This is a genomic window from Micromonospora sp. DSM 43699, from assembly GCF_055517075.1.
Genome location: NZ_JBTMMT010000010.1, coordinates 116,540 through 143,219, shown reverse-complemented (window position 1 = coordinate 143,219; position 26,680 = coordinate 116,540). Strand labels below are relative to the sequence as shown.

The 26,680-nt window shown below is 72.8% G+C and carries 25 protein-coding genes; 8 read left to right on the top strand and 17 right to left on the bottom strand.

Features of this window, described 5'->3' with window-relative positions; genetic code table 11:
- Nucleotides 1–921 (bottom strand): beta-galactosidase (locus tag AC0AIB_RS08165; protein ID WP_465096341.1); only part of this gene is annotated, 921 nt, incomplete at its 3' end.
- 157 nt (nt 922–1,078) lie between these two features.
- Here AC0AIB_RS08165 and AC0AIB_RS08160 point away from each other — a divergent pair.
- The 4 genes from AC0AIB_RS08160 to AC0AIB_RS08145 all read left to right on the top strand — a co-directional run bounded on the left by AC0AIB_RS08160 (nt 1,079) and on the right by AC0AIB_RS08145 (nt 6,414).
- Entirely contained in the window at nt 1,079–1,234 is a 156-nt protein-coding gene (locus tag AC0AIB_RS08160) for a hypothetical protein (protein ID WP_328346995.1), read from the top strand.
- A 198-nt stretch (nt 1,235–1,432) separates the two neighbouring features.
- Nucleotides 1,433–2,653 carry an ROK family transcriptional regulator gene (locus tag AC0AIB_RS08155; RefSeq protein WP_465096340.1) on the top strand — a complete coding sequence of 407 codons (1,221 nt, stop codon included), beginning with the start codon at nt 1,433–1,435 and terminating at the stop codon, nt 2,651–2,653.
- Nucleotides 2,654–2,881: 228 nt separating this feature from the next.
- A complete protein-coding gene (locus tag AC0AIB_RS08150; RefSeq protein ID WP_465096339.1) occupies nt 2,882–5,359 on the top strand; it encodes a beta-glucosidase in 2,478 nt (825 codons plus the stop codon).
- Nucleotides 5,356–6,414: a LacI family DNA-binding transcriptional regulator gene (locus AC0AIB_RS08145; RefSeq protein ID WP_328346989.1), complete on the top strand. Its 1,059-nt coding sequence runs from the start codon at nt 5,356–5,358 to the stop codon at nt 6,412–6,414. The genes AC0AIB_RS08150 and AC0AIB_RS08145 overlap by 4 nt, the downstream gene beginning before the upstream one ends.
- A gap of 29 nt (nt 6,415–6,443) precedes the next feature.
- Here the strand turns inward: AC0AIB_RS08145 and AC0AIB_RS08140 are convergent, their stop codons facing one another.
- Entirely contained in the window at nt 6,444–6,950 is a 507-nt protein-coding gene (locus tag AC0AIB_RS08140) for an NUDIX hydrolase (RefSeq protein ID WP_465096338.1), read from the bottom strand.
- Between the two features lie 139 nt (nt 6,951–7,089).
- Between AC0AIB_RS08140 and AC0AIB_RS08135 the strand changes: the two genes are divergently transcribed.
- Entirely contained in the window at nt 7,090–8,250 is a 1,161-nt protein-coding gene (locus tag AC0AIB_RS08135) for a hypothetical protein (RefSeq protein WP_465096337.1), read from the top strand.
- On the opposite strand, the gene AC0AIB_RS08130 is transcribed toward AC0AIB_RS08135, so the two are convergent.
- Nucleotides 8,238–10,376 carry a molybdopterin-containing oxidoreductase family protein gene (locus tag AC0AIB_RS08130; protein WP_465096336.1) on the bottom strand — a complete coding sequence of 713 codons (2,139 nt, stop codon included), beginning with the start codon at nt 10,374–10,376 and terminating at the stop codon, nt 8,238–8,240. The genes AC0AIB_RS08135 and AC0AIB_RS08130 overlap by 13 nt on opposite strands.
- Before the next feature lie 239 nt (nt 10,377–10,615).
- Between AC0AIB_RS08130 and AC0AIB_RS08125 the strand changes: the two genes are divergently transcribed.
- Nucleotides 10,616–10,957, top strand: coding sequence for an RNA polymerase-binding protein RbpA (locus AC0AIB_RS08125; protein WP_007070998.1), 342 nt, complete (start codon nt 10,616–10,618; stop codon nt 10,955–10,957).
- Between the two features lie 116 nt (nt 10,958–11,073).
- Here the strand turns inward: AC0AIB_RS08125 and AC0AIB_RS08120 are convergent, their stop codons facing one another.
- The 9 genes from AC0AIB_RS08120 to kdd form a co-directional block, all read right to left on the bottom strand.
- Nucleotides 11,074–11,601, bottom strand: a complete 528-nt coding sequence (locus AC0AIB_RS08120; RefSeq protein ID WP_328346981.1) for an FxsA family protein — start codon at nt 11,599–11,601, stop codon at nt 11,074–11,076.
- 94 nt (nt 11,602–11,695) lie between these two features.
- A complete protein-coding gene (locus AC0AIB_RS08115) occupies nt 11,696–12,469 on the bottom strand; it encodes a polyprenol monophosphomannose synthase (RefSeq protein ID WP_328346979.1) in 774 nt (257 codons plus the stop codon).
- A 22-nt stretch (nt 12,470–12,491) separates the two neighbouring features.
- On the bottom strand, nt 12,492–14,054 hold the full coding sequence (lnt, locus tag AC0AIB_RS08110; RefSeq protein WP_465096345.1) for an apolipoprotein N-acyltransferase: 1,563 nt from the start codon (nt 14,052–14,054) through the stop codon (nt 12,492–12,494).
- A 559-nt stretch (nt 14,055–14,613) separates the two neighbouring features.
- Nucleotides 14,614–15,972 (bottom strand): glutamate mutase L, encoded by a 1,359-nt coding sequence (locus AC0AIB_RS08105; RefSeq protein ID WP_465096335.1) that lies wholly within the window; start codon nt 15,970–15,972, stop codon nt 14,614–14,616.
- Nucleotides 15,969–16,361, bottom strand: a complete 393-nt coding sequence (gene kal, locus AC0AIB_RS08100) for a 3-aminobutyryl-CoA ammonia lyase (RefSeq protein ID WP_328346975.1) — start codon at nt 16,359–16,361, stop codon at nt 15,969–15,971. Before kal ends, AC0AIB_RS08105 begins: the two co-directional genes overlap by 4 nt.
- Nucleotides 16,358–17,134 carry a lysine 5,6-aminomutase subunit beta gene (gene kamE / locus AC0AIB_RS08095; RefSeq protein WP_465096344.1) on the bottom strand — a complete coding sequence of 259 codons (777 nt, stop codon included), beginning with the start codon at nt 17,132–17,134 and terminating at the stop codon, nt 16,358–16,360. The genes kal and kamE overlap by 4 nt, the downstream gene beginning before the upstream one ends.
- A gap of 158 nt (nt 17,135–17,292) precedes the next feature.
- Complete coding sequence (kamD, locus tag AC0AIB_RS08090; RefSeq protein WP_465096343.1) at nt 17,293–18,852, bottom strand: lysine 5,6-aminomutase subunit alpha; 1,560 nt, start codon at nt 18,850–18,852, stop codon at nt 17,293–17,295.
- Nucleotides 18,853–18,916: 64 nt separating this feature from the next.
- Nucleotides 18,917–20,482, bottom strand: a complete 1,566-nt coding sequence (locus AC0AIB_RS08085; protein ID WP_465096334.1) for an amidohydrolase — start codon at nt 20,480–20,482, stop codon at nt 18,917–18,919.
- Nucleotides 20,483–20,487: 5 nt separating this feature from the next.
- The gene (gene kdd / locus AC0AIB_RS08080; RefSeq protein WP_465096333.1) at nt 20,488–21,549 is read right to left on the bottom strand and encodes an L-erythro-3,5-diaminohexanoate dehydrogenase; all 1,062 of its coding nucleotides are present in this window, start codon (nt 21,547–21,549) and stop codon (nt 20,488–20,490) included.
- A 165-nt stretch (nt 21,550–21,714) separates the two neighbouring features.
- Between kdd and AC0AIB_RS08075 the strand changes: the two genes are divergently transcribed.
- Entirely contained in the window at nt 21,715–23,121 is a 1,407-nt protein-coding gene (locus AC0AIB_RS08075) for a KamA family radical SAM protein (protein ID WP_328346969.1), read from the top strand.
- Nucleotides 23,122–23,175: 54 nt separating this feature from the next.
- Here AC0AIB_RS08075 and AC0AIB_RS08070 read toward each other — a convergent pair whose 3' ends face one another.
- A complete protein-coding gene (locus AC0AIB_RS08070; RefSeq protein ID WP_328346967.1) occupies nt 23,176–23,511 on the bottom strand; it encodes a YnfA family protein in 336 nt (111 codons plus the stop codon).
- A 62-nt stretch (nt 23,512–23,573) separates the two neighbouring features.
- Nucleotides 23,574–23,765: a CsbD family protein gene (locus tag AC0AIB_RS08065; RefSeq protein WP_465096332.1), complete on the bottom strand. Its 192-nt coding sequence runs from the start codon at nt 23,763–23,765 to the stop codon at nt 23,574–23,576.
- 257 nt (nt 23,766–24,022) lie between these two features.
- Here AC0AIB_RS08065 and AC0AIB_RS08060 point away from each other — a divergent pair, with 257 nt between their 5' ends.
- Nucleotides 24,023–24,589 carry a histidine phosphatase family protein gene (locus AC0AIB_RS08060; protein ID WP_328346963.1) on the top strand — a complete coding sequence of 189 codons (567 nt, stop codon included), beginning with the start codon at nt 24,023–24,025 and terminating at the stop codon, nt 24,587–24,589.
- A gap of 66 nt (nt 24,590–24,655) precedes the next feature.
- Here the strand turns inward: AC0AIB_RS08060 and AC0AIB_RS08055 are convergent, their stop codons facing one another.
- The 3 genes from AC0AIB_RS08055 to AC0AIB_RS08045 are packed head-to-tail and all read right to left on the bottom strand — an operon-like array spanning nt 24,656 to nt 26,562.
- Nucleotides 24,656–25,135 (bottom strand): Lrp/AsnC family transcriptional regulator, encoded by a 480-nt coding sequence (locus AC0AIB_RS08055; protein ID WP_328346961.1) that lies wholly within the window; start codon nt 25,133–25,135, stop codon nt 24,656–24,658.
- A gap of 59 nt (nt 25,136–25,194) precedes the next feature.
- Complete coding sequence (locus tag AC0AIB_RS08050) at nt 25,195–25,410, bottom strand: DUF433 domain-containing protein (protein WP_328346959.1); 216 nt, start codon at nt 25,408–25,410, stop codon at nt 25,195–25,197.
- A 9-nt stretch (nt 25,411–25,419) separates the two neighbouring features.
- A complete protein-coding gene (locus tag AC0AIB_RS08045) occupies nt 25,420–26,562 on the bottom strand; it encodes an acyl-CoA dehydrogenase family protein (protein ID WP_328346957.1) in 1,143 nt (380 codons plus the stop codon).
- Nucleotides 26,563–26,680: the final 118 nt, after the last annotated feature.

Genomic DNA, 26,680 nt, shown 5'->3' with positions numbered 1-26,680 from the left:
CCCCCCCCCCCCTCGCCGGTGGTGGCCGTGTCGGGCCCAGCCGCGGGCCAGGTCGGCGGCGAGGGCGGTCTGTTCCTCGGCGCCGCCGTCGACGGCCGAGGGGTAGTGGTCGATGGCGACGAGGTCGACTTCGGTCGCCCAGCGGGCGTGGTCGACGGGTACCCAGTCGCCGAGGACGTAGTTGGTGGTGACGGGGATCGTCGGGTTGGCTGCCTTGAGCAGGTCGCGTTGTTCGGTGTAGGCGGCGAGCAGGGTGTCGGACCAGAATCGTCGGAAGTCGAGCAGGTGGCCGGGGTTGGCATGGTATTGGGTGGCCCGGGGGGTGCTGACGTACGCCCAGTCGGCGTAGTGCTGGCTCCAGAAGCTGGTGGCCCAGGCGGTGTTGAGGGTGTCGAGGTCGCCGTGCCGGTCGATGAGCCAGCGGCGGAACGCGGTTTCGGTGTGGGGGCAGTGGCAGGTGGTGCCGTATTCGTTGTGGACGTGCCACAGGGCGACTGCCGGGTGGTGGGCGTAGCGGGCGGCGAGGGTGGCGGCGATGCTGCGGGCGGCGGCCCGGTAGGAGGGGGCGGCGGCGCAGTAGGTGTCGCGGCTGCCGTGGTGTAGTCGGACGCCGTCGGCGGTGACGGGGAGGGCGTCGGGGTGTGCCAGGGAGAACCAGGGTGGCGGGGAGGCGGTGGGGGTGGCCAGGGCGACGCGGATGCCGCTGTCGTGGAGCAGGTCGAGTGCCTCGTCGAGCCAGTCGAAGTCGTAGCGGCCGGGGGCGGGTTCCAGTCGGGACCAGGCGAAGACGCCGACGGTGACGAGGTTGATCCGGGCGCGGCGCATGAGGTCGACGTCCTCGCGCCAGGTGGCCGGGGGCCACTGTTCGGGGTTGTAGTCGCCGCCGTGGCAGAGCCGCCCGTCGTCCCACATACCCACCATCCCACCTACTTTGTTTGGTAGATGTCCAAACTATGTATCGGGTTTACCCATGTCAATTGGTTGGTTCGTGGGCGGATCGAACTGGATCGTTGACAGTTCGTTGGGAAAGCAAAGAAACTGACGGTACCGCCGGGACAACGCTCCAGAGGAGACGCCGATGCCGTACCGCCCGCCGAAGGTCTCGTACGAGACCTTCGAGGCCGACCCGCCCGACCTGCCGGTCCGGCAGCCGCACCACACCGGCGGCACCCCCGCCGCTCAACGGGGAACCGGTCCCCTGACGCCGTTCGCGCAGTGGTTCCCGGGTGACTGAGCCCTGCGGGTCGGCGGTCCTCCTCACGGTGCCCCGGTGCCGGGTGTGCCGCTAGGATTAGTTGAATTTCCATCCGAATAGGCTTTCCGTCGGTGCACCGGCCCACCGACGGTGTCGCCCACCGCCGCCACGGCGGCGGTGGGCGATGATGCACCGGCACGGCACCACCCACCGTCGGCCGCAGGGAGCGGGCAGATCGTGATCAGCATCCACAACGCACCGCAGCCGACCGACCTGGGCGACGTCCGGGTGGCCAACCGGGCCGTGGTCCTGCGGCACGTCCGCCTGCACGCCCCCTGTTCGCGGGCCGACATCGCCGCCACCACCGGACTCAACAAGGCCACCGTGTCCAGCCTGGTCGCCGAGCTGCTCGACCGGCGGCTGGTCCGCGAGACCGGGCTGACCGGCAACCGGGTCGGCCGGCCGGCCACCATGCTCGTCCTCGACGGCGCCCCCTACGCCGCGCTGGGTCTGCAGATCGGGGCGGACGACCTGGTGGTCGTCGCCGTGGACCCGGCCGGTAACCGGCTGCTCACCTGGCGGCGGGCGTTCCCCACCCCCACCGCCTCCCCCGCCGAGACCGTCCGGGCGCTGGTCACGCTGGCCCGACGTGCGGTCGGCCGGGTCACCGGGCAGGGGCGTACCGTGCTCGGCCTCACCGTCGGGGTGCCCGGCCTGGTCGACACCGCCGGCGGGGTGCCGCTGGCCAGCGGCCTCGGCTGGCGGGACGTGCCGCTCGCCGCCGACCTGCGGGCCGCGCTGCGGGAGACCGGTTTCCCCGTCGCCGTCGACACCGACGCCAACCTCGCCGTCCTGGCCGAACAGCGGCACGGCGGGTACGCCGCCGCCACCGACCTGGTCCACCTCACCGGCGGTGTCTCCGTCGGCGCCGGGGTGCTCACCGGCGGTCGGCTGCTGCGCGGCAGCCGGGGACACGCCGGTGAACTCGGCCACCTCTGCCTCGACCCGGCCGGGCCACCGTGCCCGTGCGGGCGGCGCGGCTGCCTGGCCGCGGTGACCGCCCTTCCGGCCGTGGTCGCCCGGCTGCTGCCCGACACCACCGGGGACGGCCCCGTCACCGACTACCTGCCGGAGGTCGACCGGATCATCGCGTCGGCCCGGCAGGAGGACCCGTTCGTGCTGACGGGGCTCACCGAGATCGGCCGGTACCTCGGGCACGGGGCGTCGGTGCTGGCGAACCTGCTCAACCCGGAGGCGATCGTGGTGGGTGGGCACTTCGCCACCCTGGCACCCTGGCTGCTGCCGGCGGCCCGGGCGGAACTGGCCGCCCGGACCCTCGCCCCGCAGGCCGGTGGCTGCCGGCTCGACGCCTCCCGGTTGGACTCCGCCGCCACCGCGCTGGGCGGTGCGACCGCCGCGTTGGCCACCATCGAGGCCGGTCGACTTCCCGTCGGCTGATCCGGGTACCGGTCACCCCTTGACCGGTCGACGCGCAGGTGCCAACCTCGAACCGCCGCCCCGTCGTTCGGGCACCCGGGGCGGCATGTTTTCCGCAGTCGTCGAAGCGCTTCGCCGCTCCGGGCCGACGACCCCACCACCGCGCGATGCCGCACGTCACCACGGCCGTCGAAGCGCTTCGACCGCCGGTCGGCGCCTCACCGCGCGCCCACCGGAAGGTAACCGCAGATGAACGACCCCGCCGACCGCGCCACCGGTCCGTCCCCCGAGGTGTACGCCGACGACCTGCTGGCCCGGCTCACCCTGCCGGAGAAGATCGGCCTGCTGCACCAGTGGCAGGCCCCCGTGCCGCGCCTGGGCCTGCCCGGTTTCCGCACCGGCACCGAGGCGCTGCACGGGGTCGCCTGGCTCGGGCCGGCCACCGTCTTCCCGCAGGCCGTCGGCCTGGCCAGCAGCTGGAACCCCGCACTGATCCGGGCGGTCGGCGCCGCCGTCGGCGACGAGGTGCGGGTCAAACACCAGGCCGACCCGGCCGCCGTCGGGCTCAACGTGTGGGCGCCGGTGGTCAACCCGCTGCGCGACCCCCGGTGGGGCCGCAACGAGGAAGGCTGGTCGGAGGACCCGTGGCTGACCGGCCGGCTCGCCACCGCCTACGCCTGGGGGCTGCGCGGCGAGCACCCCCACCGGCTGCGCACCGCCCCGACGGTGAAGCACTTCCTCGGCTACAACAACGAGACCGACCGGGCCACCACCTCCAGCGACCTGCCACCCCGGGTGCTGCACGACTACGAACTGCCGGCGTTCCGCGCCCCCCTCGCCGCCGGCGCGGCGGTCGCCGTGATGGCCTCGTACAACCTGGTCAACGGGGTACCCGCGCACCTGAGCCCGCTGCTGGAGAGCGAACTGCGGCGGTGGACCCCCGACGCGCTGATGGTGGTCGGCGACGCCGGCGCGGTCACCAACATCGCCGGGGTGCAGCAGTACCTGCCCGACCACGTCACCGGCTTCGCCGCCGCCCTGCGCGCCGGCATCGACAACTTCACCGAGGACGACACCGACAGCGGGCAGACCGTCCGGCGGCTCACCGAGGCCCTCGACCGGGGCCTGATCGACGAGTCGCACGTGGACCGGGCGGTGCGCCGCATCCTCACCGTCCGGGTCCGCCTGGGAGACCTGGACCCACCCGGGCAGGACCCGTTCGCCGGGGTCTCCCCCGACGTCCTCGACAGCCCCGCTCACCGGGAACTGGCCCGGGAGGCCGCCCGCCAGTCGATCGTGTTGCTCCACAACGACGGGCTGCTGCCCCTGCCGGCCGCCACCGCACCCCGGGTGGCGGTGCTCGGCCCGCTCGCCGACACCGTCCACGCCGACTGGTACAGCGGCACCCTGCCCTACGCGGTCACCGTCCGGGAGGGCCTGGCCCGGCGGCTGCCGGCGGTCACCCACCACACCGGGGCCGACCGGATCGCGTTGCGCGTCGGCGACCGGTACGTCCGCTGCCCCCGCGCGTCGGAGGGTGGCCCGCTGACCGCCGACGACGGCCGCGACGGCACCTGGTTCGACGTGTTCGACTGGGGACACGACGTGGTGGCGCTCTGTGCGGTCGCCAACGGCCGGCACGTCGGCGCCGACGACGACGGGGCGCTGGCCAACGACCGGCCCGGGCCCGGCGGGTGGATCGTGCGGGAGACCTTCCGGTTCCACCACCGCCCCGACGGCACGGCCCTACTGCACCACCTCGCCACCGGCGCGTACGTGCGGGTCGACGACGACGGGCGGTTACGCGCCGACACCGCCGACCCGGACACCGCCACCGGGTTCACCGTCGAACTCGTCACCGACGGCGCGGCCGAGGCCGCCGCACTGGCCGCCGCCGCCGACGTGGCGGTCGTCGTCCTCGGCAACCACCCGATGGTCGACGGCCGGGAGACCGAGGACCGCATCGACCTGACCCTGCCGGCCGGGCAGGACCGGCTGTTGCGCGCCGTGCACGCCGCGAACCCGCGCACCGTGCTGGTGCTCACCAGCAGCTACCCGTACGCGGTCGGGTGGGCGCAGGAGCACCTGCCGGCGGTGCTGTGGTCGGCGCACGGCGGGCAGGAACACGGCACCGCCCTGGCACAGGTGCTGCTCGGCGACGCCGACCCCGGCGGCCGGCTCACCCAGACCTGGTACGCCGACGCCGCCGACCTGCCCGACCTGCTCGACTACGACGTGATCGGCGCGGACACCACCTACCTCTACTACCGGGGTGAGCCGCTGTACCCGTTCGGTCACGGCCTCAGCTACACCCGGTTCGACTACGCCGACCTTCGGGTCAGCACGTCGACGGTGACCGTCGGCGACGAGGTCGAGGTGAGCGTCGAGGTCACCAACACCGGCGACCGGGAGGGTGAGGAGACCGTGCAGCTCTACACCCGGCAACGGCGCTCCCGGGTCAAACAGCCCCTGCGGCAGCTGCGCGACTTCGTCCGGCTCACCCTGGCCCCCGGCCAACGGCGGACGGTCACCCTGCGGCTGCGTACCACCGAACTGGCCTGGTGGGACGAGCAGCACGGTGGGCCGGTGGTGGAGGACGCCACGCACACCCTGCTGGTCGGCCGCTCCGCCCGCGACATCCGCGCGGTCGGCGCGGTGACCGTGCACGCCGGCGCCCCGACCGGGCCGTCCCGCCCGACGGTACGGGCCGGCGGTGGGTCGCGGTGAGCGGGACGTCCGGGCCTCGCCGCAAGTCCCCCGACCAGGTCACCATCGTCGACGTCGCCCGGCACGCCGGGGTGGCCGTGAGCACCGTGTCGTACGTGCTCAGCGGTAAACGGGCCATCTCCGAGGTGACCCGCACCCGGGTGTTGGCCAGCATCCGGGAGTTGGGCTACCACCCGCACGCCGGGGCGCGGGCGTTGGCCAGCCGACGGGCCAACACCATCGCCCTGGTGCTGCCGCTGCGCGCCGGCATGCAGGTGCCGGTGGTGATGCAGTTCGCCATCGCGGTGGTCACCACCGCCCGCCGGTACGACCACGACGTGCTGCTGGTCACCTCCGACGAGGGGCCGGCCGGGCTGCGCCGGATCGCCGGCAGCGCCATGGTCGACGGGATGCTGGTGATGGACGTCGAACTGGACGACTCCCGGGTGCCGCTGCTGCGGGACCTGACCCGGCCCAGCGTGCTGATCGGCGTGCCGGCCGACCCCACCGGGCTGACCTGTGTGGACCTGGACTTCCACCGCGCCGGCCAGGTGTGCGTGGAACACCTGGCCCGGCTGGGGCACCGCCGGGTGGCGCTGCTCGGTGCCCCGGCCGCCGTCTACGACCGGGGCACCGGTTTCGCCCACCGCACCCGCGCCGGGGTGGGCGCCGCCGCCGACCGGCACGGCGTCACGGTGGTCACCCAGCCCTTCGAGGAGGGGCCGGCGTCGATCCGTCAGGAGCTGGCCGCCCTGCTCGACCGGCACCCCGACCTGTCCGCGCTGGTGGTGCAGAACGAGGCGGCCGTCGGGCCGGTGCTGGCCACGCTGCCCACCGTCGGCCGGCGGGTGCCGCAGGACATGTCGGTGGTGGCGATCTGCCCCGACCAGTTCGCCGAGCAGGCCGCCCCCCGGCTCACCTCGGTGCCGGTGCCCGCCGAGGAGATCGGCCGGCAGGCCGTGGCGTTGCTGATGCGCAAGCTGCACGAGGAACCGGTGCCGGAGGTGACCCTGCTGCCGCCCCGGCTGACCATCCGGGACAGCACCGCCGCGCCCACCGTACGGTCCGGGCGGTGACCGGCCGGACCGTACGGTGGGCGCGGCGCTCACAACGCGTCGGGTCGGCACAGGGCGGGATGTGGTTCGCCCGGCGGGGCGAACCAGGGGGTGTCCCCGGACGTGGTGGTGTCCAGGCGCAGCCGCGCCCACTCGTTGAGCTCCGGCAGGTCGTCGGGGGCGAACCAGGCCACCTCGGTGGACTCGTCGCCGTCGGCGCGGGCCTGCCCGCCGACCGGCCGGCACCGGAACCAGACGTTGAGGTACTCGCAGGCGTCGCCGTTGGGATAGATCACCGGATGGGTGGCGAGGCCGGCGATCCGGTCGACGACGACCCGCACACCGGTCTCCTCCCACACCTCCCGGACGACGGCGTCGGCGGGTTGCTCACCCGGGTCGACCACCCCGGCCGGCAACGACCAGCGGCCGTTGTCGCCGCGGCGGGCCAGCAGCACCCGGCCGGCGTCGTCGTGGACCACACCCGTCACCCCGGGCAGGAGCAGCAGGTCATGCCCGATGTGGGCGCGTAGGGTGGCGATGTACCGGGAGACGGTCACCGGCCCACGGTAGCGGCCGTGGTGCCGGCGGACCATCCTGGCGGCTCCGGCGCGCGGGGGCCCTCGCACCCGGACCTGGATCATGCTCCGGCCGGGCTGACCGCCGACGTCCCGGCACAGCCTCTAGACTTCCCCGTCGATGGACCCGCAGCCCTCCCCCACCGACCTGCGTCCCTGCGCGCACTGTGGACGTGACGTCCCGCAACGTGCCGGCGCGGGACGTCCGTTCCGCTACTGCCGGGACAACGACGGCGCCTGCCAGCGGGCGTCGCGCAACTCGCGGATGCGCCACCGCAACGCCCCGGGCCTGCCTGGTCAGGTGGCCCGCACCTGGGAGGCCGTCGACCGGCTCGACCAGGTGGTGGAGACCCTCACCGAGGCGTTGCACGCCGAGTTGTCCCCGGTCGGGGTGGAACGGCAACTCGCCCAGGTCCGCGCCGACGCCGCCACCCAGGTCGCCGAGGCGCACACCGCCCGCGACGAGGCCCGCGAGGCCGCCGAGACGGCCGCCGCCGAGACCACCCGGGCCCGGCAGGAGACCCGGGCCGCGACAGCCGCCGCCGACGCCGCGCACGCCCGCGCCGCGCAGGCCGAGGCCCTGGCCGACGCCGCACACCAGGCGGCCGCCCAGGCCGAGGCCGCCGCCGAGGCGGCCCGCCGCGACACCGCCGCCGCGCAGGCACTGCGGGTGCAGGCCGAACGGGACCGCGACGCCGCCCGCCACGAGTTGCGTACCCTGCGCGCCGAACGCGACGCGCAGCGACAACGCGCCGCGGACCTGACCGTCGAACGCGACGCCGCGCGCGCCGACGCCGCCCGGCGGCAGGCCGACGCACAGCGCGCCGACGCCGACGCCGCCGCCTCCCGGGAGGAGACCCGGCAGGCGCGTGCCGATGCGGTGGCGTCCCGTGCCGAGGCCGACGTGGCCGGGCAGCGGGCCCGGCAGGCCGAGGCCGCCGCCGAGGTGGCCCGTCGCGACACCGCCGCCGCGCGGGCCGACGCCGACGCCGCCCGGGAGGAGACCGCCGCGTCGACCGCCAGGGCCGGCGAGGACCTGGCCGCCGCCCTGGCCCGGGTGGACGCCCTGACCGCCGACCTGGCGCAGGCCCGCACCGACCTGGCGCAGGCCCACCGGGCTACCGCCGCCGACCGGGCCCGGCTGACCGAACTGGACCGGCTGCTGCCGGCGGTGCAGGCCGACCGCGACGCCGCCCACCAACGGGCCGCCCAACTCGCCGACCAGGTCAGCGCCCTGGCCACCGCGCTGGCTCGGCTCGGCGGCACGGCTCAGCCCGGCTGAGCGGTACCCGACGGCGCGGGCGGGGCATCCGCCGGACTCTGCTCCGGCTGCCCCGGGCCGGCCGGCATCAGGTCCGCCGGGGCGGCCTGCACCTCGACCCGGGTGTCGTGGAACGTCGGCCCCCCACCGAGGTCGGTGTCGCGGACCCCGGTGACCGCGTTGACGGTGCTGCCGCCGGGGCTCAACCGCGCCCAGTACGCCTTGTAGGTGAACGCCAGCCCGGGGCGGGTGGCGTCGTCCACGGCGACGGTGGCCAGGAACTCCCCCCGGTCGTTGTGCACCCGCGCCGGGTCGCCGTCGGTCAGGCCCCGGGCGGCGGCGTCGACGGGATGCAGGTGGATGCGCGGCGGGCCGGTGCGACCGAGGTGCCAGGGCAGCGACGCGAACGTCGAGTTGAGGAAGAACCGGCCGGCCGGGGAGATCAACGCCAGCGGGAACCGGCGGGCCAGCGCCGCGTCACCCACCTCGACCGGCGGGGTGTAGCCGACCAGCGGGTCCACCCCCTGCCCGGCCAACCTGGGGTCGTGGAACCGGGCCCGCCCGTCCTGGCTGGGAAAACCTCCCTGCGCGTACGGGGCGGAGCCCACCGCCACCCCGGTGGCCCGCACATACGTGCGGCGGGTCAACTCGTCGTAGTCGATGCCGGTGCCGTCGAGCAGTTGCCGGGCCAGGTCCTCGTCGCTGTCGCGCAGCCGGGGATGGGTCAGGCCGAGGGCGGCGGCGATCCGACGGAAGATCTCGGTGTTGGGCAACGCCTGCCCCGGCGGGTCGAGCGCCGGCAGGTTCACGGTGGCGTAGTGGTGACCGTAGGAGGTGTGCAGGTCCAGGTGCTCGGGTTGCATCGTGGCCGGCAGCACCACGTCGGCGTAGTCGCAGGTGTCGGTCCACCGCTGCTCCAGCACCACGGTGAACAGGTCGGCGCGGGTCAGCCCCCGGCGCAGCCGGTTCTGGTCGGGCACGGTGGCGACCGGGTTGGTGTCGAAGACCACCAGCGCGGTGACCGGCGGGTCGGCCTCCCCGGTCAGTGCGGCGGCGAGCCGGCTCATGTTGATCGACCGGGCCGGTGGCGCGGGCATCCCGGCGGGCCGGGCGACACGGTCGGGGTCGATGCGGTGATGCCCGCTGGTGGTGGCCAACGCCCCGCCCCCGGGATAGCGGAAGTCACCGGTGAGCAGGGGGATCGCCGCGATGGCCCGGACCGCCTGCCCGGCGCCGGCGTGTCGTTGCAGACCGAGCCCGATGCGGATGGCGGTGGGCCGGGTGGTGGCGATCCGTTCGCCGAGCCGGCGCACCACGTCCGCGTCGAGGCCGCACTCGGCGGCGGCGCGGGTCACCGGCCACTCGTCCAGGCGGGCCTCCATCCGCTCCCAGCCGACGGTGTGCGCGGCCAGCCACGGCCGGTCGGCGCCGCCGAGGTCCCGCACGTGCCGCATCAGCCCCCGGGCCAGGGCGGCGTCGGTGCCGGGAAGCGGGGCGACGTGTTCGTCGCTGCGGGCGGCGGTGTCGGTGCGCAGCGGGTCGATGGTGACGATGTACGCGCCGCGCTGCTGGGCCTGCCGCACGAACGGCCAGTGGTGCAGGTTGGTGGAGAGCAGGTTCGCCCCCCACAGGACGATCAGTTTCGCCTCGACCACCGACTCCGGTTCGAAGCCGACCGACCCGCCGTAGAGGGACCCGAGGGCGGCCCGGGAGGCGGCGGTGCAGATGGTGGTGCGCAGCCGCGACGCCCCGAGGTGGGCGAAGAGCCGGGGCCCCATCGTCCAGCCCTGCACCAGGCCCATGGTGCCGGCGAAGTAGTACGGCAGGATCGACTCCGGACCGTGGATGTCGATGCTGGCCTGCCACCCGTCGGCGACCCGGCGTACCGCCTCGTCCCAGCTCGCCGGCCGGTACGACACCGGCCCCACCCCCTTGGGGCCGACCCGCACCAGCGGGGTGGTCAGCCGGTCGGGGCCGGTGACCGCGTCGAGGTAACGGTTCACCTTGCCGCACAATGCGCCGCGGGTGTACGGGTGTCCGGGATCGCCGCGTAGGCCCACCGGCCGCCCGTCGGTGACGGTGAGCTGCCAGACGCAGGTGTCCGGACAGTCCAGGGGGCACGCGCCGGGGTGCACGGTGGTGACCATGCCGCGGATGCTATCCGCCGCCGACACCCCCGGCGGGCCCGTCACCGCCTGCGGTTCGCCCCGGGGCGGCTACCATCGCGGTGAACACCGGTGCGACCCGGCCGGGGGACGACCCCGCCGGGGCCGGTGCGGTGGCCGGCTACCCTTGCCAGGGTCGTTCCACCCCCGGGCGGGAATGCCCCGACGGTGACCGGCCGTTACACCGGTAGACCAGCACCACGAACGAGGGGAAGTCGATCATGGGCGAGCGTATGCTGCGCGGAAGCCGTCTGGGCGCGGTCAGCTACGAATCCGACCGCAACACGGAGCTCGCGCCACGCCAGACCCGCGAGTACCTCTGCGCCAAGGGCCACCAGTTCGAGGTTCCGTTCGCCGTCGACGCCGAGGTCCCCACGACCTGGGAGTGCAAGTTCGACGGCAGCGTCGCCCGCCTCGTCGACGGCACCGAACCGGAGCAGAAGAAGGCCAAGCCGCCGCGTACCCACTGGGACATGCTGCTGGAGCGGCGCTCCATCGCCGAGTTGGAGGACATCCTCGCCGAACGGCTCCAGGAGGTCCGCACCCGCCGCGGCCGCGCCTGACGACACACCGACTTGCGCGAACGGCGCCCCCGGGAGGAGACCTCCCGGGGGCGCCGTTCGCATATGTCATCACGGCCCACCGGGGCCGCACCCGGGTGGCCCGCGCCCGCCGCAGGTCAGGGCTGGCGGGGCTCCACGATCTCACCCTCGATGGCCCGACCCCCGTCGACCACCGGCGGGGCCACCACGTCACCGTCCGCCGGCGACGCCGCCGGCTCCCCCTGCCGCACCCGCACCGTACGCGGACCGAACAGGTCACCGGCGACCATCGACGACACCCGCCGCTCGGTGGCCCGCTGCACCCCCGACCGCACCAACCGGCGCACCGGCGGCACCAGCAGCAACACCCCTACCAGCCCGCTGACCAGCCCCGGAACCGCCAGCAACAGCGCGCCGACCAACCCGACCAGACCATCGGTCACCTGCCGGCCCGGCGGCTGCCGGGACTCCACCGACGTGCGGAACCCCCGCCAGGCGCGCATCCCCTCCCGCCGCAGCAACACCAGACCCAGCAGGGACGCGGCGAACACCAGCAGCACCGCCGAACCGAACCCGACGGTCCGACCCACCCCGACGAACACCGCCAACTCCACCACCACCGCCACCAGCAGGGCCAGTGGCACGAACCTCAGGTATCGGCGCATCTCACCTCATCCGCATCAGGCGGCCGCCCGCTCACCACCGGTCGGACAATGCCCGGGGCGACAGGCCCGCCCCTCCAGCATGCCACGGGCGCCCTCACGGCCACCGGTCATGACCACGCCGCCACCGCCCCGGCCGCCGGTCCCGCAACCCCCAGGTGGTGATCCGCCACAACGCCTCCGCCACGATCAACGGGCTCATCTTGCTCGCCCCCCGCTCCCGCTCCACGAACGTGATCGGCACCTCCACGATCCGCGCCCCCGCCCGGTGCGCCAGCCGCGACAACTCCACCTGGAACGAATACCCCTGCGAACACACCGACTCCAGGCGCATCGCCCGCAACGCCGACAACCGGTACACCCGGAATCCGCCGGTGGCATCGGACACCGGCATCCCCAACGCCAACCGCGCATACAGGTTCCCGCACCGCGACAGCAGCAACCGCCGCCACGGCCAGTTCACCACCTGCGCCCCACCCACCCACCGCGACCCGATCACCACATCGGCGTCCCGGGCGGCATCCAACAGGGCGGGCAGGTCCTCCGGGGCGTGCGAACCGTCGGCGTCCATCTCCACCACCGCGTCGTAACCGCGCTGCCGCGCCCACCCGAACCCGGCCAGGTACGCCGCCCCCAACCCCTGTTTGCCGGGCCGGTGCAGCACGTGCACCTGCGCGTCGGTGGCGGCCATCGCCTCGGCCAACGCCCCCGTACCGTCGGGGCTGTCGTCGTCGGCGACCAGTACGTCCACCGTCGGCGCCGCCCGGCGCACCCGGGCCACCACGTCGCTGACGTTGTCGGCCTCGTTGTAGGTGGGGATCACCACCAGCACCCGGCCCACCCCCGGATACCCCACGGCTGCCTCACCCACCGTCTCCCCCGTTCCTGCCGGCTCACCCGACGGAGGTGACCCCCCGCCGTCGACGCAGCGCCCCCGCGGCGGCCAGGGCCGCCACCGCCAGGCCCGCCAACGCCACCTCCGGCCACCTCCCGGCCCGGGTGGCAGGGGTCCGCCCGTCGGAGAGCGTCACCTGCCGCACCGCCACCGCCCGGGTGTTGAACCCGGTGGCATCGCTTACCCGCCCGTCCGGGGTGACGAACCCGGACACCCCGACCGTCGAGGCCATCAACGCCGCGCGACCGTGCTCCACCGCCCGCAACCGCACCATCGCCAACTGCTGACGGGCCTCCGCCACGTTGAACGTGGCGTTGTTCGTCTGCACCACCAGCAACTGCGCCCCACCGTCGACGGTGTCGCGCACCAGACCGTCGTAGGCGACCTCGAAACAGATCACGTCGCCGAGCACCACCGCCCCCGCGTCGACCACCCCCGGGGTCGACCCCGCCACGAAGTCGGCGCGCACCCGGTCGACCTGCGACGACACCGCCCGGGCCAGTGACCGCAACGGCACGTACTCGGCGAACGGCACCGGATGCCGCTTGGTGTACAACTGGGTCAGGTCCGGGCCGGAACCCGGCCGCCACAGGATCCCGGCGTTGCGGACCTCACCGTCACCGGGGCCTGCCAGCACCGCACCCACCAGGATCGGCGCACCGACCGCGTCCGCGGCCTGGGAGATCCGCGCCCCGGCGGCGGCGTTGCGCAACGGATCGATGTCCGAGGAGTTCTCCGGCCACACCACCAGGTCGGGACGCGGCACGGCCCCACTGGCGACCCGCGCGGCCAACTTCACCGTCGCGTCGACGTGATTGTTGAGTACCGCCTGCCGCTGGGCGTTGAAATCCAACCCCAACCGTGGCACGTTGCCCTGCACGATCGCCACCCGCACCGACCGGCCGTCGCCGGCAGCGCCCATGGGCACCGCCAACCCCACCCCGACCAGCACCAACAACCCCACCGCCACCCCGGCCACCGGCCGCCACACCCCGTCCGGGGTCGACCACCGCCGCCACCACCCCACCACCAGCAACCCCCCGGCCACCGCCACGACCCCGGTGACCAGCGGTGCCCCACCCAGCCACGCCCACCCCAACAGCGGGGAGGCGTCCTGGCTGAACGCCAACCGCCCCCACGGGAACCCCCCGAACGGCGTACGGTCGCGCAACGCCTCCTGCCCCACCCACAACACCCCGGTCACCGGCGGCCACGTCCACCGCCACCGGTCCACCACCGGCGACAACCACGCCGACGCCGCACCCAGCAACGCCAGATAACCGGCCTGCAACAACGACAGCAACACCCACGGCAGATATCCGGTGTGCAGATTGGTCCACGCCAACAACGGCGCGAAGAACGCCACCCCGGTCAGGAACCCCAACCCGGCGCCCGCACGCAGCCGCCGCCGATGCGCCGCCACCGCCAACCCGGCCACCCCCACCGGGGCCAACGGCCACCACCCGTACGGCGGGAACGCCAACAGCAGCGCCACCCCGGCGGCCACCGCCACCGGCACCGCCACCGGCAACGGCACCGCCGCACTGGTCGGCCGTACCACCAGCGGGGTACGCGTCTCATCCCGGTCGAGCGTCGTCACCGGCACCTCACCACGATCACGGGCCGAAGGCTACCCGCCCCACCCCGCCACCCCGAGCCCACCGACCAGGACAGGGGAAAAGCCACCACGATGACCGGGCACCCCGGAACCGGCCCCAGACCACGGACACGAAATCGGGGCGCGGCCTAAGCCGCGCCCCGATGCTCCCAGGCCCTTCCCAGCCGGTGGGGCGAGAACGAGCGACGCCGACCTTCGGACCGACCAGACGGTGGACTGGCTGCCCCCGCCGGGCCGTTGTCTACTGGCCGTGCCCCTCACCCTGCCCGTACACCGGTAACCGCGACCGGTTCGCGCCGCCCCGCCGACCCCCGCCCGCTGGACCTGGCCGCCGCGACGAGATGCACCAACAATGTCGCTCGGCCAGCGGACGAAGGGACGAAGCGAACAACAGCCGCTTCCCGTAGTAGGACTCAAAGACGGTACGGCCTGCACCCCCGCCGCTGTCAACCCACCCCCGGCCAGTCGCACCCACCGACCCGGCGTGTCGCGTCGGCGCGTCTCAATCCCCACCCAGATGCCGACGCAGCAACGCCCCCGCCGCCACCGGATACTCCCCGGCGAGCAACCCCCCGGCAGCCAGCACATAATCCACATCCACCACCGGCCGCGCCGCCCGCGGCACCGGCCACCCCCCGGCATGATCGGTGAGCACCTGCGCCAACACCCCCACCGCCGCACCCGCCCCGGCGTGACGCAGCACACCACCCGAACCCACCAGCAGCCGCACGTCCCGCAGATCCCGACCGGCCCGCTCCCCGACCGCCCCACGGGCATGCCGACGCAACGCCACAGTCGCCGCCAACGCCGCGATCCGCCCCTCCACCGCCCGATCCTCGTCGTCGACCGGCAGGAACCCCGGATCGGCCGCCCGCACCGCCGCCGCCGACGCCAACACCTCCTGCCCGGCGGCGTCGAGCAGCCGCTCCTCCACCGCCGCCCGCACCACCCCCGGCGCACTCCACCGCATCCCCAGATCCCCCTCCACGGTGCGGGCCCGCCACCACGCCCCCGCCACCTCCCGACCCGGACCATCAGCCCGCTCGTCCGGCGTCAACACCGAATACACATCCGTCGTCGCCCCACCCACATCCACCACCGCCAGATCACCACCCACCACGTCGGCGAGAACCTCCACCCCCGTCAACACCGCATCCGGGGTCGCCGCCCGTACCAACCGGGCGAACCGGCCCCCCCGCGACAACCGCTTACCACCTATGACATGCCGCAGGAACACCTCCCGGATCGCCGCCCGCGCCGACGCCGGCGCCAACACCCCGATCCGGGGCAGCACATTGTCCGCCACCGTCACCGGCACCCCCGCCGCCGCCAACACCTCCCGCAACCCGTCGCGCACCTCGACGTTGCCTGCCAACACCACAGGCACCCGCCACCGGGCCCGCGCCAACCGCGTCGCGTTGTGGGTCACCGTGTCGGCGTCCCCACCATCGGTGCCCCCGACCAACAGCACCACATCCGGCCGGGCCGCCCGTACCGCCGCCAACTCCGCCGCCCCCAACCGGCCCGCCGCCACGTGCACCACGTCCGCCCCCGCCGACAACCCCACCCGCCGGCCCGCCTGCGCGGTCACCAACGGCTCGTAACCCACCACCGCCAGCCGCAACCCACCCCCCGCCGACGAACACACCAACCACGGCAGGTCCCCGCCCACCGTCCCGGCTTGCGCCACCGCCCCGGCTTGCGCCACCGCCGCGGCGACCGCCGCATCCAGACCGTGCAGCACATCCGTGGTCACCGTCGTCGGCACCGACGCCGCCCCCACCAACCGCCCCACGTCCAGGTCCACCACCGCCGCCTTCGTCCAGGTCGACCCGACGTCGGCGCAGACCACCCGGCTCACGCCGCCGCCGGCACGACCACGGTGCCCGTCGCGGTGACCGCCACGACCGGCTCCGCCAACACCTCCGCCGCCGACCCACCCCGCTCCGGCCGCCCCCGACACACCACCCGCGCCACGAAATCAATCGTCCTGCTCCGGGTGCCCACCCGTACCACCGTCGCCGTCACCTCCACCACGTCACCCGCCCGCACCGCCGCCAGGAACTGCACATCCGCATACGACGCGAACAACCCCTCGTCACCATCGGTACGGATACACACCTCCGTCGCCACATCCCCGAACAACCCCAACGCGTACGCCCCGTCCACCAGGTTCCCCGCGTAATGCGCATGCGCGTACGGCACATACCGCCGATGCGTGACCGTCAACCCCACCCGGGAATCACTCATACCCTCGCCTTCCTGTCCGTCACCAACGCATGCACCAGATACGACGCCACCTCACCCGGCGTGGTGCCCCGACCGAAGATCCGGTCCACCCCCAACTCGGCGGTCATCGACTCGTCGAACCGCGGCCCACCCACGATCAACAACGGCCGCTTCCCCGCCGGCAACGCCTCCCGGAACGCCGCCGACATCTCCCGCGTATTGTGCAGATGCGCATCACGCTGCGTCACCACCTGCGACACCAACACCGCATCCGCCCGCTCCCGCCGGGCCGCCTCCACCAACTCCGGCACACTCACCTGCGCACCCAGATTGGTCACCTTCAACTCCCGGTAGTACTCCAGGCCCTTCTCCCCCGCGATGCCCTTCACATTCAGGATCGCGTCGATACCCACCGTGTGCGCATCCGTCCCGATACACGCCCCCACCACCGACAACTTCCGCCGCAACCGCTGCTTCACCGCCGCATTGACCTCCCTGGCACCCAGCAGCGGAAAATCCCGCTCCACCACCTGCACGGCACCCAGGTCCACCAGATGATTCACCCGCCCGTACACCACGAAGAACGTGAAACCGTCACTCATCGGCTTCGCATGCACCAACATCGCCGGATCGATACCCATCCGGTTGGCCAACTGCACCGCCGCACCCTCGGCCCGCTTGTCGTGCGGCACCGGCAACGTGAACGACACCTGCACCATCCCGTCCCCGGTGGTGTCACCGTACGGCCGCACGACCCGCTTCCCGGCGTCACCACCGGACTCCACGACGCTCATGCTGTGCTGACCGGGCATGCCCTCACTCCGCTCGGTGCGCTCGCTCATGCTGTGCTGACCGGGCATGGCCTCGCGGCCCTCACTCCGCTCGGTGCGCTCGCTCATGCTGTGCTGACCGGGCATGGCCTCGCGGCCCTCACTCCGCTCGGTGCGCTCGCTCATGCCGGCTGCTCCAGGATCTCCGTCGCCGGGTTGAAGTAGCCCGCCTCATGCCGCGCCACCCCCGCCAGACCCTTACCCCGATCCGCCGGCCGCTTCATGATCCCGAACGTGCCCTCCGCGATCGCCGTCAACAACGACTGCTCACCGATCCGCTCCAACAACTCCACCGCCTCACCCAGCACCCGGTTCGCCCGCTGCTGGATGAACCCACCCGGCGCCGGCACGAAATCCTCGTGCAACCCACCCGCCGCACCCAACACGTACCGCACGTTCTGCAGGGCGATGTCCCGATCCGACAACCACGGCGTCACCACCGCCTCCGTCATCATCCCCACCAACAGAATCCCCTGCCCCGTCATCGCCCCCACCAGATTGAAGAACCCATCCAGCAGATTCCCCCGGAACACATCCCCCGTCATGTGCTTCGTCGGCGGCATCCACTTCAACGGCGCATCCGGAAACAACTCCCGCGCCAACAACGCATGCGCCAACTCCAACCGGAACGACTCCGGCACCTCCGGATTGATCTCGAACGCGTGCCCCAACCCCAGCTGCCAGTCCGCCAACCCCGCCTCATGCGCGAAGAACTCGTTGAGCAACTGCGACACCGTCACGGTGTGCGCCTCGTCCACCGCATCCGCCGTGGTCAGATAGTTGTCCTCACCGGTGTTGATGATGATCCCCGCCCGCGCGTGCACCTGCCGCGAAAACCGCTGATCCACAAACGTGCGGATCGGATTGATGTCCCGGAACAAAATCCCGTACATCGAATCGTTGAGCATCATGTCCAGCCGCTCCAGGCCCGCCAGCGTCGCCATCTCCGGCATACACAACCCCGACGCGTAATTCGTCAACCGCACATACCGGCCCAACTCCCGCGACGTCTCATCCAACGCCGCCCGCATCAACCGGAAATTCTCCTGCGTCGCATACGTGCCCGCGAACCCCTCACGGGTCGCCCCCTCCGGCACATAATCCAACAACGACTGCCCCGTCGACCGGATCACCGCGATCACATCCGCACCCGCCCGCGCCGCCGCCTGCGCCTGCGGAATGTCCTCATAGATGTCACCCGTGGCCACAATCAGATAGATCCACGGCCGCTGCCGCGGATCCCCGTACCGCCGCACCAACCGGTCCCGCTCCGCGCGACGCCGATCCACCTGCCGAATCCCCGCCCCCACCGCCCTGCGCGCCGCCCGCCGCGCCACCGTCACCGCACGACCCGACGGCACCTCGAACCGCACCGACCCGGCCGCCGCCTTCTGCGCCAGCAACGTCACATCCGGCACACCCTCCCGCGCGAGCGCGTCGAACACCGGCAACGCCACCCCGTGCCCCAGACCCACATCCGCCACCACCGCATCCACCAACCGGTTCACCCACGGAATCCCATCCGGATCCGCACCCGACACCCCGGCCAACCGCAACACCGCCCGCTCCACCGACACCGTGGTGTGGCTACGCGCCAGCTCCACCACCGGCCGGCCCGCCCGACGCGCCAAATCCCGCGCCCGCGCCACCAACACCGGATCCAGGTCAAGCTTCCCCGTCACGACAACACCTCGCTCCGCCCGGCGACGCCGCGACAGCGCCACCCCGTGCCGATGATCCCCTCGCTCACGAAACGCCTTCCTCGTAGATGACCTCACCGCGCAACACCGTCGCCCGGCACACCGGCAGCGGCGTCGGATCCGCCGGGCCCCGCACCTCCGGATCCTCGGCCTGCAACACCGGCAGACCCCGCTCCACCCCCACGGGGGTGTCCCACACCGCGAACGTCGCCGGCGCACCCTTGGCGATCACACCCTCGTTGTCCAGGTGCACCGCCCGCCACCCACCCCGGGTGTGCGCCGCGAACGCCGCCCGCACACTCATCCGCTGCGCCGCACTGTGATGCGCCGCCGCCGCCCGCACCGAACCCCACGGGTCCAACGGCGTCACCGGCGAATCCGACCCGAACGCCAACGCCACCCCCACACCGTGCATCGCCCCCATCGGATTCGACTCCAGCGACCGGGCCAGACCCAGCCGCGACTCGTACATCCGACCCGCACCACCCCACAACCGGTCGAACGCCGGCTGCATGCTCGCCACCACCCCGTACTCCACGAAACCCGCGATCAACCGCTTACTCATGATCTCCGCGTGCTCCACCCGGTGCCGGGCCGCCCGCACCCGATCCGTGCCCAACACGGCCGCCGCCGCCGCGAACCCCTCCAACACCGTCGAGATCGCCGCGTCACCGATCGCATGGAACCCACCCTGCATCCTGTGCGCCGCACAATCCACCAGATGGTCACGCACCTGGTCCGCACTCAGATAACCGTGCCCGCAACCCTCACCGTCGAGGTAATCCCGCGACACGTGCGCCGTCCGCGACCCCAACGCCCCGTCCGCGAACAGATCACCACCCGCACCCACCGCACCCAACTCCCGGGCCCGCGCCGCCCCCGACAACTCACCCCAATAGCCGTACACCTCCGGCAACCCCGCACCCGACAACGCCAACAACCCGGTGAAGTCCTCCTCGTCGGAAATCTGCGGACCACCACACTCGTGCACCGCCGCGATCCCCAACGACGCCGCATGCGCCAACGCCACCCGCTGCGCCGCCACCCGCTGCGCCCGACCCACCGAACCCTGCGCCGCCGCCCGCACCACATGGTGCGCGTCCCGCCGCAACCACCCCGACACGTCGAAACCCGGCACCCCCGCCGCCTCCGGACACGCCGCCAGCAACGCCTGCGACACCAACGCCGAATGGATCGACGCCTGCGACAGGTACACCCGCCGGCCACCCGCCGCCCGGTCCAACTCCACCGCCCCCGGCAACCGCGGATCCACCCACGCCGACTCGTCCCAACCGTGTCCCAACACCACCGCGTCACCCGGCAGACCGGCCGCGAACGCCGACACCGCCCCCAGCAACTCCCCCGCCGACCGCACCGACGACAGATCCAGGCCCGACAACACCAACCCGGTGTCCGTGGCATGCACGTGCGCGTCCACGAACGCCGGCGTCACCAACGCCCCGTCCAACTCCACTACCCGATCGGCAGCCGGCGCATCCGCGTCCACACCCAACCAGGCGATCCGCCCGTCCCGCACCAACAGCGCCGTCGCGCTCGGCTCCGCCGGACAGTGCAGCACTCCACAGCGGTACAACGTCGAGGGGTTCGTCATGGCACTCAGTCTGCCGCCAACCGGGACTCGAAGAGACCACGTACCCCCGGCTCCGACCGCACCAACCCCAACGCCAACTCCGCGTGCCCCGGCACGAAGCCGTTGCCCACCAGCATCGTCACATCCGCCGCCAGGCCCTCCGCACCCAACGCCGCCGCCGCGAAACTCGTCGCCATCGAGAAGAAGATCACCGTGCCACCGTCCGCCGTGGCCAACACCGCACCATGCTCACACCCCGGCACGTCCACGCAGACCACCGTCACATCCGCCGGCCCACCCAACGCCGTCGTCACCGCCGACGACAACGTCACCGGATCCCGGGCATCGGCCAACGCCACCACCGACGCCACCCCGGCCTCCACCAACGCGTCCCGCTCCGCCGCCACCGGCACCACCCCGACGGTACGACCAGCACCCGCCCGCCGCGCCGCCACCAACGACAACGACCCGCTCTTACCGGCCCCACCGATCACCGCCACCGTCACCGGCGACGGGTCACCGGCCCGCTCCCGCCGCGCCACCACGTCACCGACCACCCGCGCCGTCAACGCCGGTGCCCCGCACACGTCCAGCACCGCCAACGCCAACTCGGGATGCAGATCCGCCGGCAGCACCGCCGCGATGGACCGGGCGAACAGGATCGCGTACCCGTCACACGGCACCTGCTCGCTGCGCCCGTCCCAACGGGCCAGCCCGTCGAGGATTGTCAACGGCGTCAACGTCAACGACACGAGCGTCGCCACCCGGTCACCCACGGTCAACCCCAGCGGCGACCGGCGACCGGCCTCCTCCACGGTGCCGATCAACATCCCACCCGACCCGGTCACCGGATTCTGCATCTTGCCCCGGGCCGACACGATCTCCAGCACCTCGGCGCGGACCTTCTCCCCGTCCCCGCCGTGCTTCTGCGCCAACTGCCGGAAACTCGCCGCGTCGAGATTCAGCCGCTCCACCCGGATCCGCACCTCGTTCACGGCGATCCGGGGGTCGGCGTCCAACCGCCAAGCCGCCTGCGGCAGCACCCCCGCCGGTTCCACGACACGGTGCAGGCCTACCGGTGACGTCACACCAACCTCCCCTCTCCACCGCGCGAAGCCCCGGCCAGGACTCGCATCGCGGGAAAACTTACGGCAGACTAATTTCTCCGCCGGATATTTTCCAGTAGCCTTCGGAACTACCGATCATCACACCAGCACGCCGGTCACCCCGGCCAGGCGCCACGAGGAGGGGCCGTGACCCAGACCCAACCGATGGAGACCATCCCTGGGCCCCGCCCCGCCCCGGTCGCCGTACCGACCGCAGGGCAGCCCTACGAATACCGCCGCAGCCCCCTGGTCGAACCCGACTGGACCCGCTTCCCCGGCTGGCGTCACGTCACCCGCGAGCAGTGGGAGAGCGCCCAGTGGCAACGCGTCAACTGCGTCAAGAACATCAAGCAGCTGCGCGCCGTCCTCGGCGACACCGTCGACGAGACCTTCTACACCGACCTGGCCGCCGACCAGCAGGCCCTGGCCACCATGTCGATGCTGGTGCCACCCCAGATGATCAACACGATGGTGCCGTTCGCCCCGATGACCACCGACGCGTTCCGCGCCGACCCCATCCGGCGCTACATGATCCCCGTCGCCGCCGACCGGCGCACCGACTGGCCGTCACACCCCTACGCCAGCCGAGACTCGCTCCACGAACACGACATGTGGGTCGCCGAGGGCCTCACCCACCGCTACCCCACCAAGGTCCTCGCCGAACTGCTCTCCACCTGCCCCCAGTACTGCGGGCACTGCACCCGGATGGACCTGGTCGGCAACTCCACCCCCGCCGTCGACAAACTCAAGCTCACCCTCAAGCCCGTCGACCGCTACGACGCCCACATCGGCTACCTCAAGGCCCACCCCGGCGTCCGCGACGTGGTCGTCTCCGGCGGTGACGTGGCCAACGTCCCCTGGCGCAACCTTGAGTCGTACCTCATGCGGCTGCTCGAACTGGAAACCGTCCGCGACATCCGGCTCGCCACCAAGGCCCTGATGGGCCTGCCCCAGCACTGGCTCCAGAACGACGTCGTCGAGGGCCTGGAACGGGTCGCCCGCACCGCCGCCCGACGCGGCGTCAACCTGGCCATCCACACCCACGTCAACCACGCCCAGTCGATCACCCCGCTGGTCGCCAGGGCCACCCAGACCGCCCTCGACGTGGGCGTCCGTGACGTCCGCAACCAGGGTGTACTCATGCGCGGCGTCAACGCCACCGCCCCCGACCTGCTCGACCTCTGCTTCGCCCTGCAGGGCGAAGCCGGCATCCTGCCCTACTACTTCTACATGTGCGACATGATCCCCAACGCCGAACACTGGCGGGTCCCGGTCTGGCACGCCCAGCAGCTCCAGCACGACATCATGGGCTACCTGCCCGGCTACGCCACCCCCCGGATCGTCTGCGACGTCCCCTTCGTCGGCAAACGCTGGGTGCACATGCTCACCGAGTACGACCGCGAACGCGGCATCTCCTACTGGACCAAGAACTACCGCACCTCCATCGAGTCGGCCGACCTGGAGGTGCTCGACAAGCGCTACGCCTACTACGACCCGATCGACACGCTGCCCGACGCCGGCCAGCGGTGGTGGGCCGCGCACCGCGACGACTGAAACACCTCGTGCGCCGCCCCCGCGACCCGACCGGTCCGGGGGCGGCGCACGGGGTCACGCCCCGCGCGGGGCGTACATGATCACCGCGACGCCGAGCAGACAGATCGCCGCACCCGTCAGGTCCCACCGGTCCGGCCGGAAGCCGTCCACCAGCACCCCCCAGGTCAGCGAGCCCGCCACGAAGACCCCGCCGTACGCGGCGAGGATCCGGCCGAAGTTGGCGTCCGGCTGGAACGTCGCCACGAAGCCGTACACGCCGAGCGCGACCACCCCGCCGGCGATCCACCACAACCCCCGGTGCTCCCGCCAGCCCTGCCAGATCAGCCACGCCCCGCCGATCTCGGCGAGCGCGGCCAGGACGAACAACACCAGGGAGCGGGCGACCAGCATGACCGCACGCTAACGCGGGTGGTCCCCTGAGCTTCCAGGGGGCCACCCGTCGCACGGAGCGCTCAGCGCAGCGCGTCCTTGACGTCCTGTCCGGCGTCCTTGACGTGCTCGTTTGCCTGCTTGGCCCGGGCCCTGCTCCGCTCGGTGGCGCCCTCGGTCCGCATCCGCTCGTCGTTGGCGACGTCGCCGATCCGCTCCTTGGCCGCGCCGGTCAGCTCCTGGGCCTTGTTCTTCGCCTTGTCGGTGAAGCTCATGTCGCCTCCTGTCGCTCAGGCGGTCACGGGGGCAGCGTGCCCCGCTCATCGGTGGCGTCCCCGATCGGCTCGACATGAAACGAACAGCGCCGTAGGCGCCGGGGTGGGGGGTGCGCCTTGGCGCACCATCCGTCCGTAAGGCGTCCTAGGACGGTTGGGTATCCCGCATGATCAGGGTGGTAGGGCGCACAGTCCTCTGGTCGTCCTAGGACAACAGGTGGCGGGTCGGTCCTGGCGAGGGCTGGTTGACTGGGGGGATGAGCGAGATCATCCTGGTCCGACACGGCGAGACCAGCTGGAGCGCCAGCCGCCGGCACACCTCGTACACCGATCTGGAGCTGACCGCGGACGGTGAGCGGCAGGCACGGGCGCTGGCCGGTGTGCTCACCGGCCAGCGCTTCGCCCGGGTGCTCGCCAGCCCCCGCCGGCGGGCCCGGCACACCGCCCAGCTCGCCGGCCTCACCGTCGACGAGGTCGACGACGACCTGGCCGAGTGGAACTACGGCGAGTACGAGGGACGCACCACCGCGGAGATTCAGCAGGAACGCCCGGACTGGACCATCTGGACCGACGGTTGCCCCGGCGGAGAGTCCCCCGCGCAGCTCGGCGTACGGGTCGACCGACTACTCGCCCGGGTCGTCCCGCTGCTGGAGCTCGGCAGCGTGGCGTTCGTCGGCCACGCGCACACCCTGCGGGTGGTCGGCGCCCGCTGGATCGGTCTGCCGGTGTCCGGCGGCGGGAAGCTACGGCTGGACACCGCCACCGTATCCGTCCTCGGCCACGAGCACGGTCGACAGGTGATCCTGCGCTGGAACGGCGGCTGAGCCGGTGAGCCGGCGGTCTGCCGGCACGACCGCGACCGGAGAGGCCGCCGTGCCGGCACGGCGGGCTCAGCCGTTGTCGCGGGACCGCCGTGGCATTGCCGCCAGCGGGATCTTCGGCGGTCGTGACTCGTACGGGGTGGACAGCACCACAGTCGTGCGGGTGGTGACGTTCGCCGCGGTACGGATCTCCTGGAGCACCCGTTCCAGGTCGGCCGGACCGGCCACCCGCACCAGGAGCAGGTAGAAGTCCTCCCCCGCCACCGAATAACAGGAGTCGATCTCGGGCAGGTGGGCCAGCCGCTCCGGCGCGTCGTCCGGCTGGGACGGGTCGAACGGTCGGATCGCCACGAACGCGGTCAGCGGCAGATCCAGCGCCTCGAAGGAGACCCGGGCGGTGTACCCGTTGATCACGCCGCGCTGTTCCAGCCGGCGGACCCGCTGGTGCACGGCCGAGACCGACAGGCTGACCTTCTCTGCCAGGTCCGTGTACGACAGGCGGCCGTCGGCGGTCAGCGCGGCGACGATGGCGCGGTCGATCTCCTCCACGCGTGCAACCTACCCGGTGGCGCACTCCCCTGGCGACGGTGTCCCGCCCGGTGTGACGCTCAGCGGGCCGCCCGGTCGCGCACCGCGTCGGCCGCGAAGTTCAACACCTCCGCCAGATCCTCCTCGTCGAGGAAGGGCAGATCGGTGAGGATGTCCGTCACCGACATCCCCTCCGCCATCATCGCCAGCAGGGTCGCCACCGGGATCCGGGACTGCCGCACGCAGGGTGCGCCGCCCATCACCTCGGGGTCGACGGTGATCCGGGGGAAGGTCACCGGCACAGGTTAGCCCTTCGCCAACGCCCGGGAGATCACCATCCGCTGGATCTGGTTGGTGCCCTCGACGATCTGGAGCACCTTCGCCTCGCGCATGTACCGCTCGACCGGATGGTCGGAGACGTAACCGGCACCACCGAGCACCTGCACCGCGTCGGTGGTGACCCGCATCGCCACGTCGGTGGCGAACAGCTTCGCCTTGGCCGCCTCGATCGAGTACGGGCGGCCGGCGTCGCGTAGGCGGGCGGCGGCCAGGGTGAGCGCCCGGGCCGCGGAGATCTGGGTGGCCGCGTCGGCCAGCAGGAAGCCGAGCCCCTGGAAGTCGACGATCGCCCGTCCGAACTGCTGCCGTTCCCGGGCGTAGCCGACGGCGTAGTCCAGCGCCGCCTGGGCCAGGCCGACCGCGCAGGCGGCGATGCCGAGCCGCCCCGAGTCCAGTGCGGACATCGCGATGGTGAACCCCGCCCCCTCCCCGCCGATCAGCCGGTCGGCGGACACCCGGGCGTCGTCGAGGACGAGCTGCGCGACGGGCGAGGAGCGCAACCCCATGGTCCGCTCCGCCGCCTGCGGTGCGACACCCGGCGTGCCCCGGTCGGCCAACAGGCAGGAGATGCCCTTCGGGCCCGGCCCGCCGGTGCGGCAGAAGATGTTGTAGAAGTCCGCCACCTGGGCGTGGGTGATCCACGCCTTGACCCCGGTGACCCGGTAGTCGTCGCCGTCGCGGACCGCCCTGGTGGTCAGCGCCGCAGCGTCCGAACCCCCCTGCGGCTCGGAGAGGCAGTACGCCCCGAGCAGCTCCCCGCCCAGCAGGTCCGGCAGCAGTGCGCGCTGCGCGTCGGTGCCGAACTGGGCAAGCGGGTAGCAGGACAGGGTGTGCACGCTGACTGCCTCGGCGACCGCGAGCCACCGGCCGGCCAGGATCTCCAGCACCTGGAGGTAGACCTCGTACGGCTGGGCGGCGCCGCCGTGCTCCTCGTCGTACGGCAGGCCCAGCAGCCCGGCCCGACCGAGGGTGCGCAGCACCTCCCGGGGGAACTCGGCGCGTTCCTCGAAGTCGGCGGCCCTCGGCGCGAGCTCGCGGTCGGCGAGTTCGGTGGCGAGGTCGAGCAGGTCGTGGGCCTCGTCGGTGGGGAGGATCCGGTCGACAGTCATAGCGCGATGAGCTCCAGGGGTGGTTGAGCCGTTGCCCGCCGTCATCGGGCACCACGCCGTCAGCTTAACGGTCGTTCGGGCCGCGGCCCACTCCGGTCACGGCGGCCCGACCCACCCC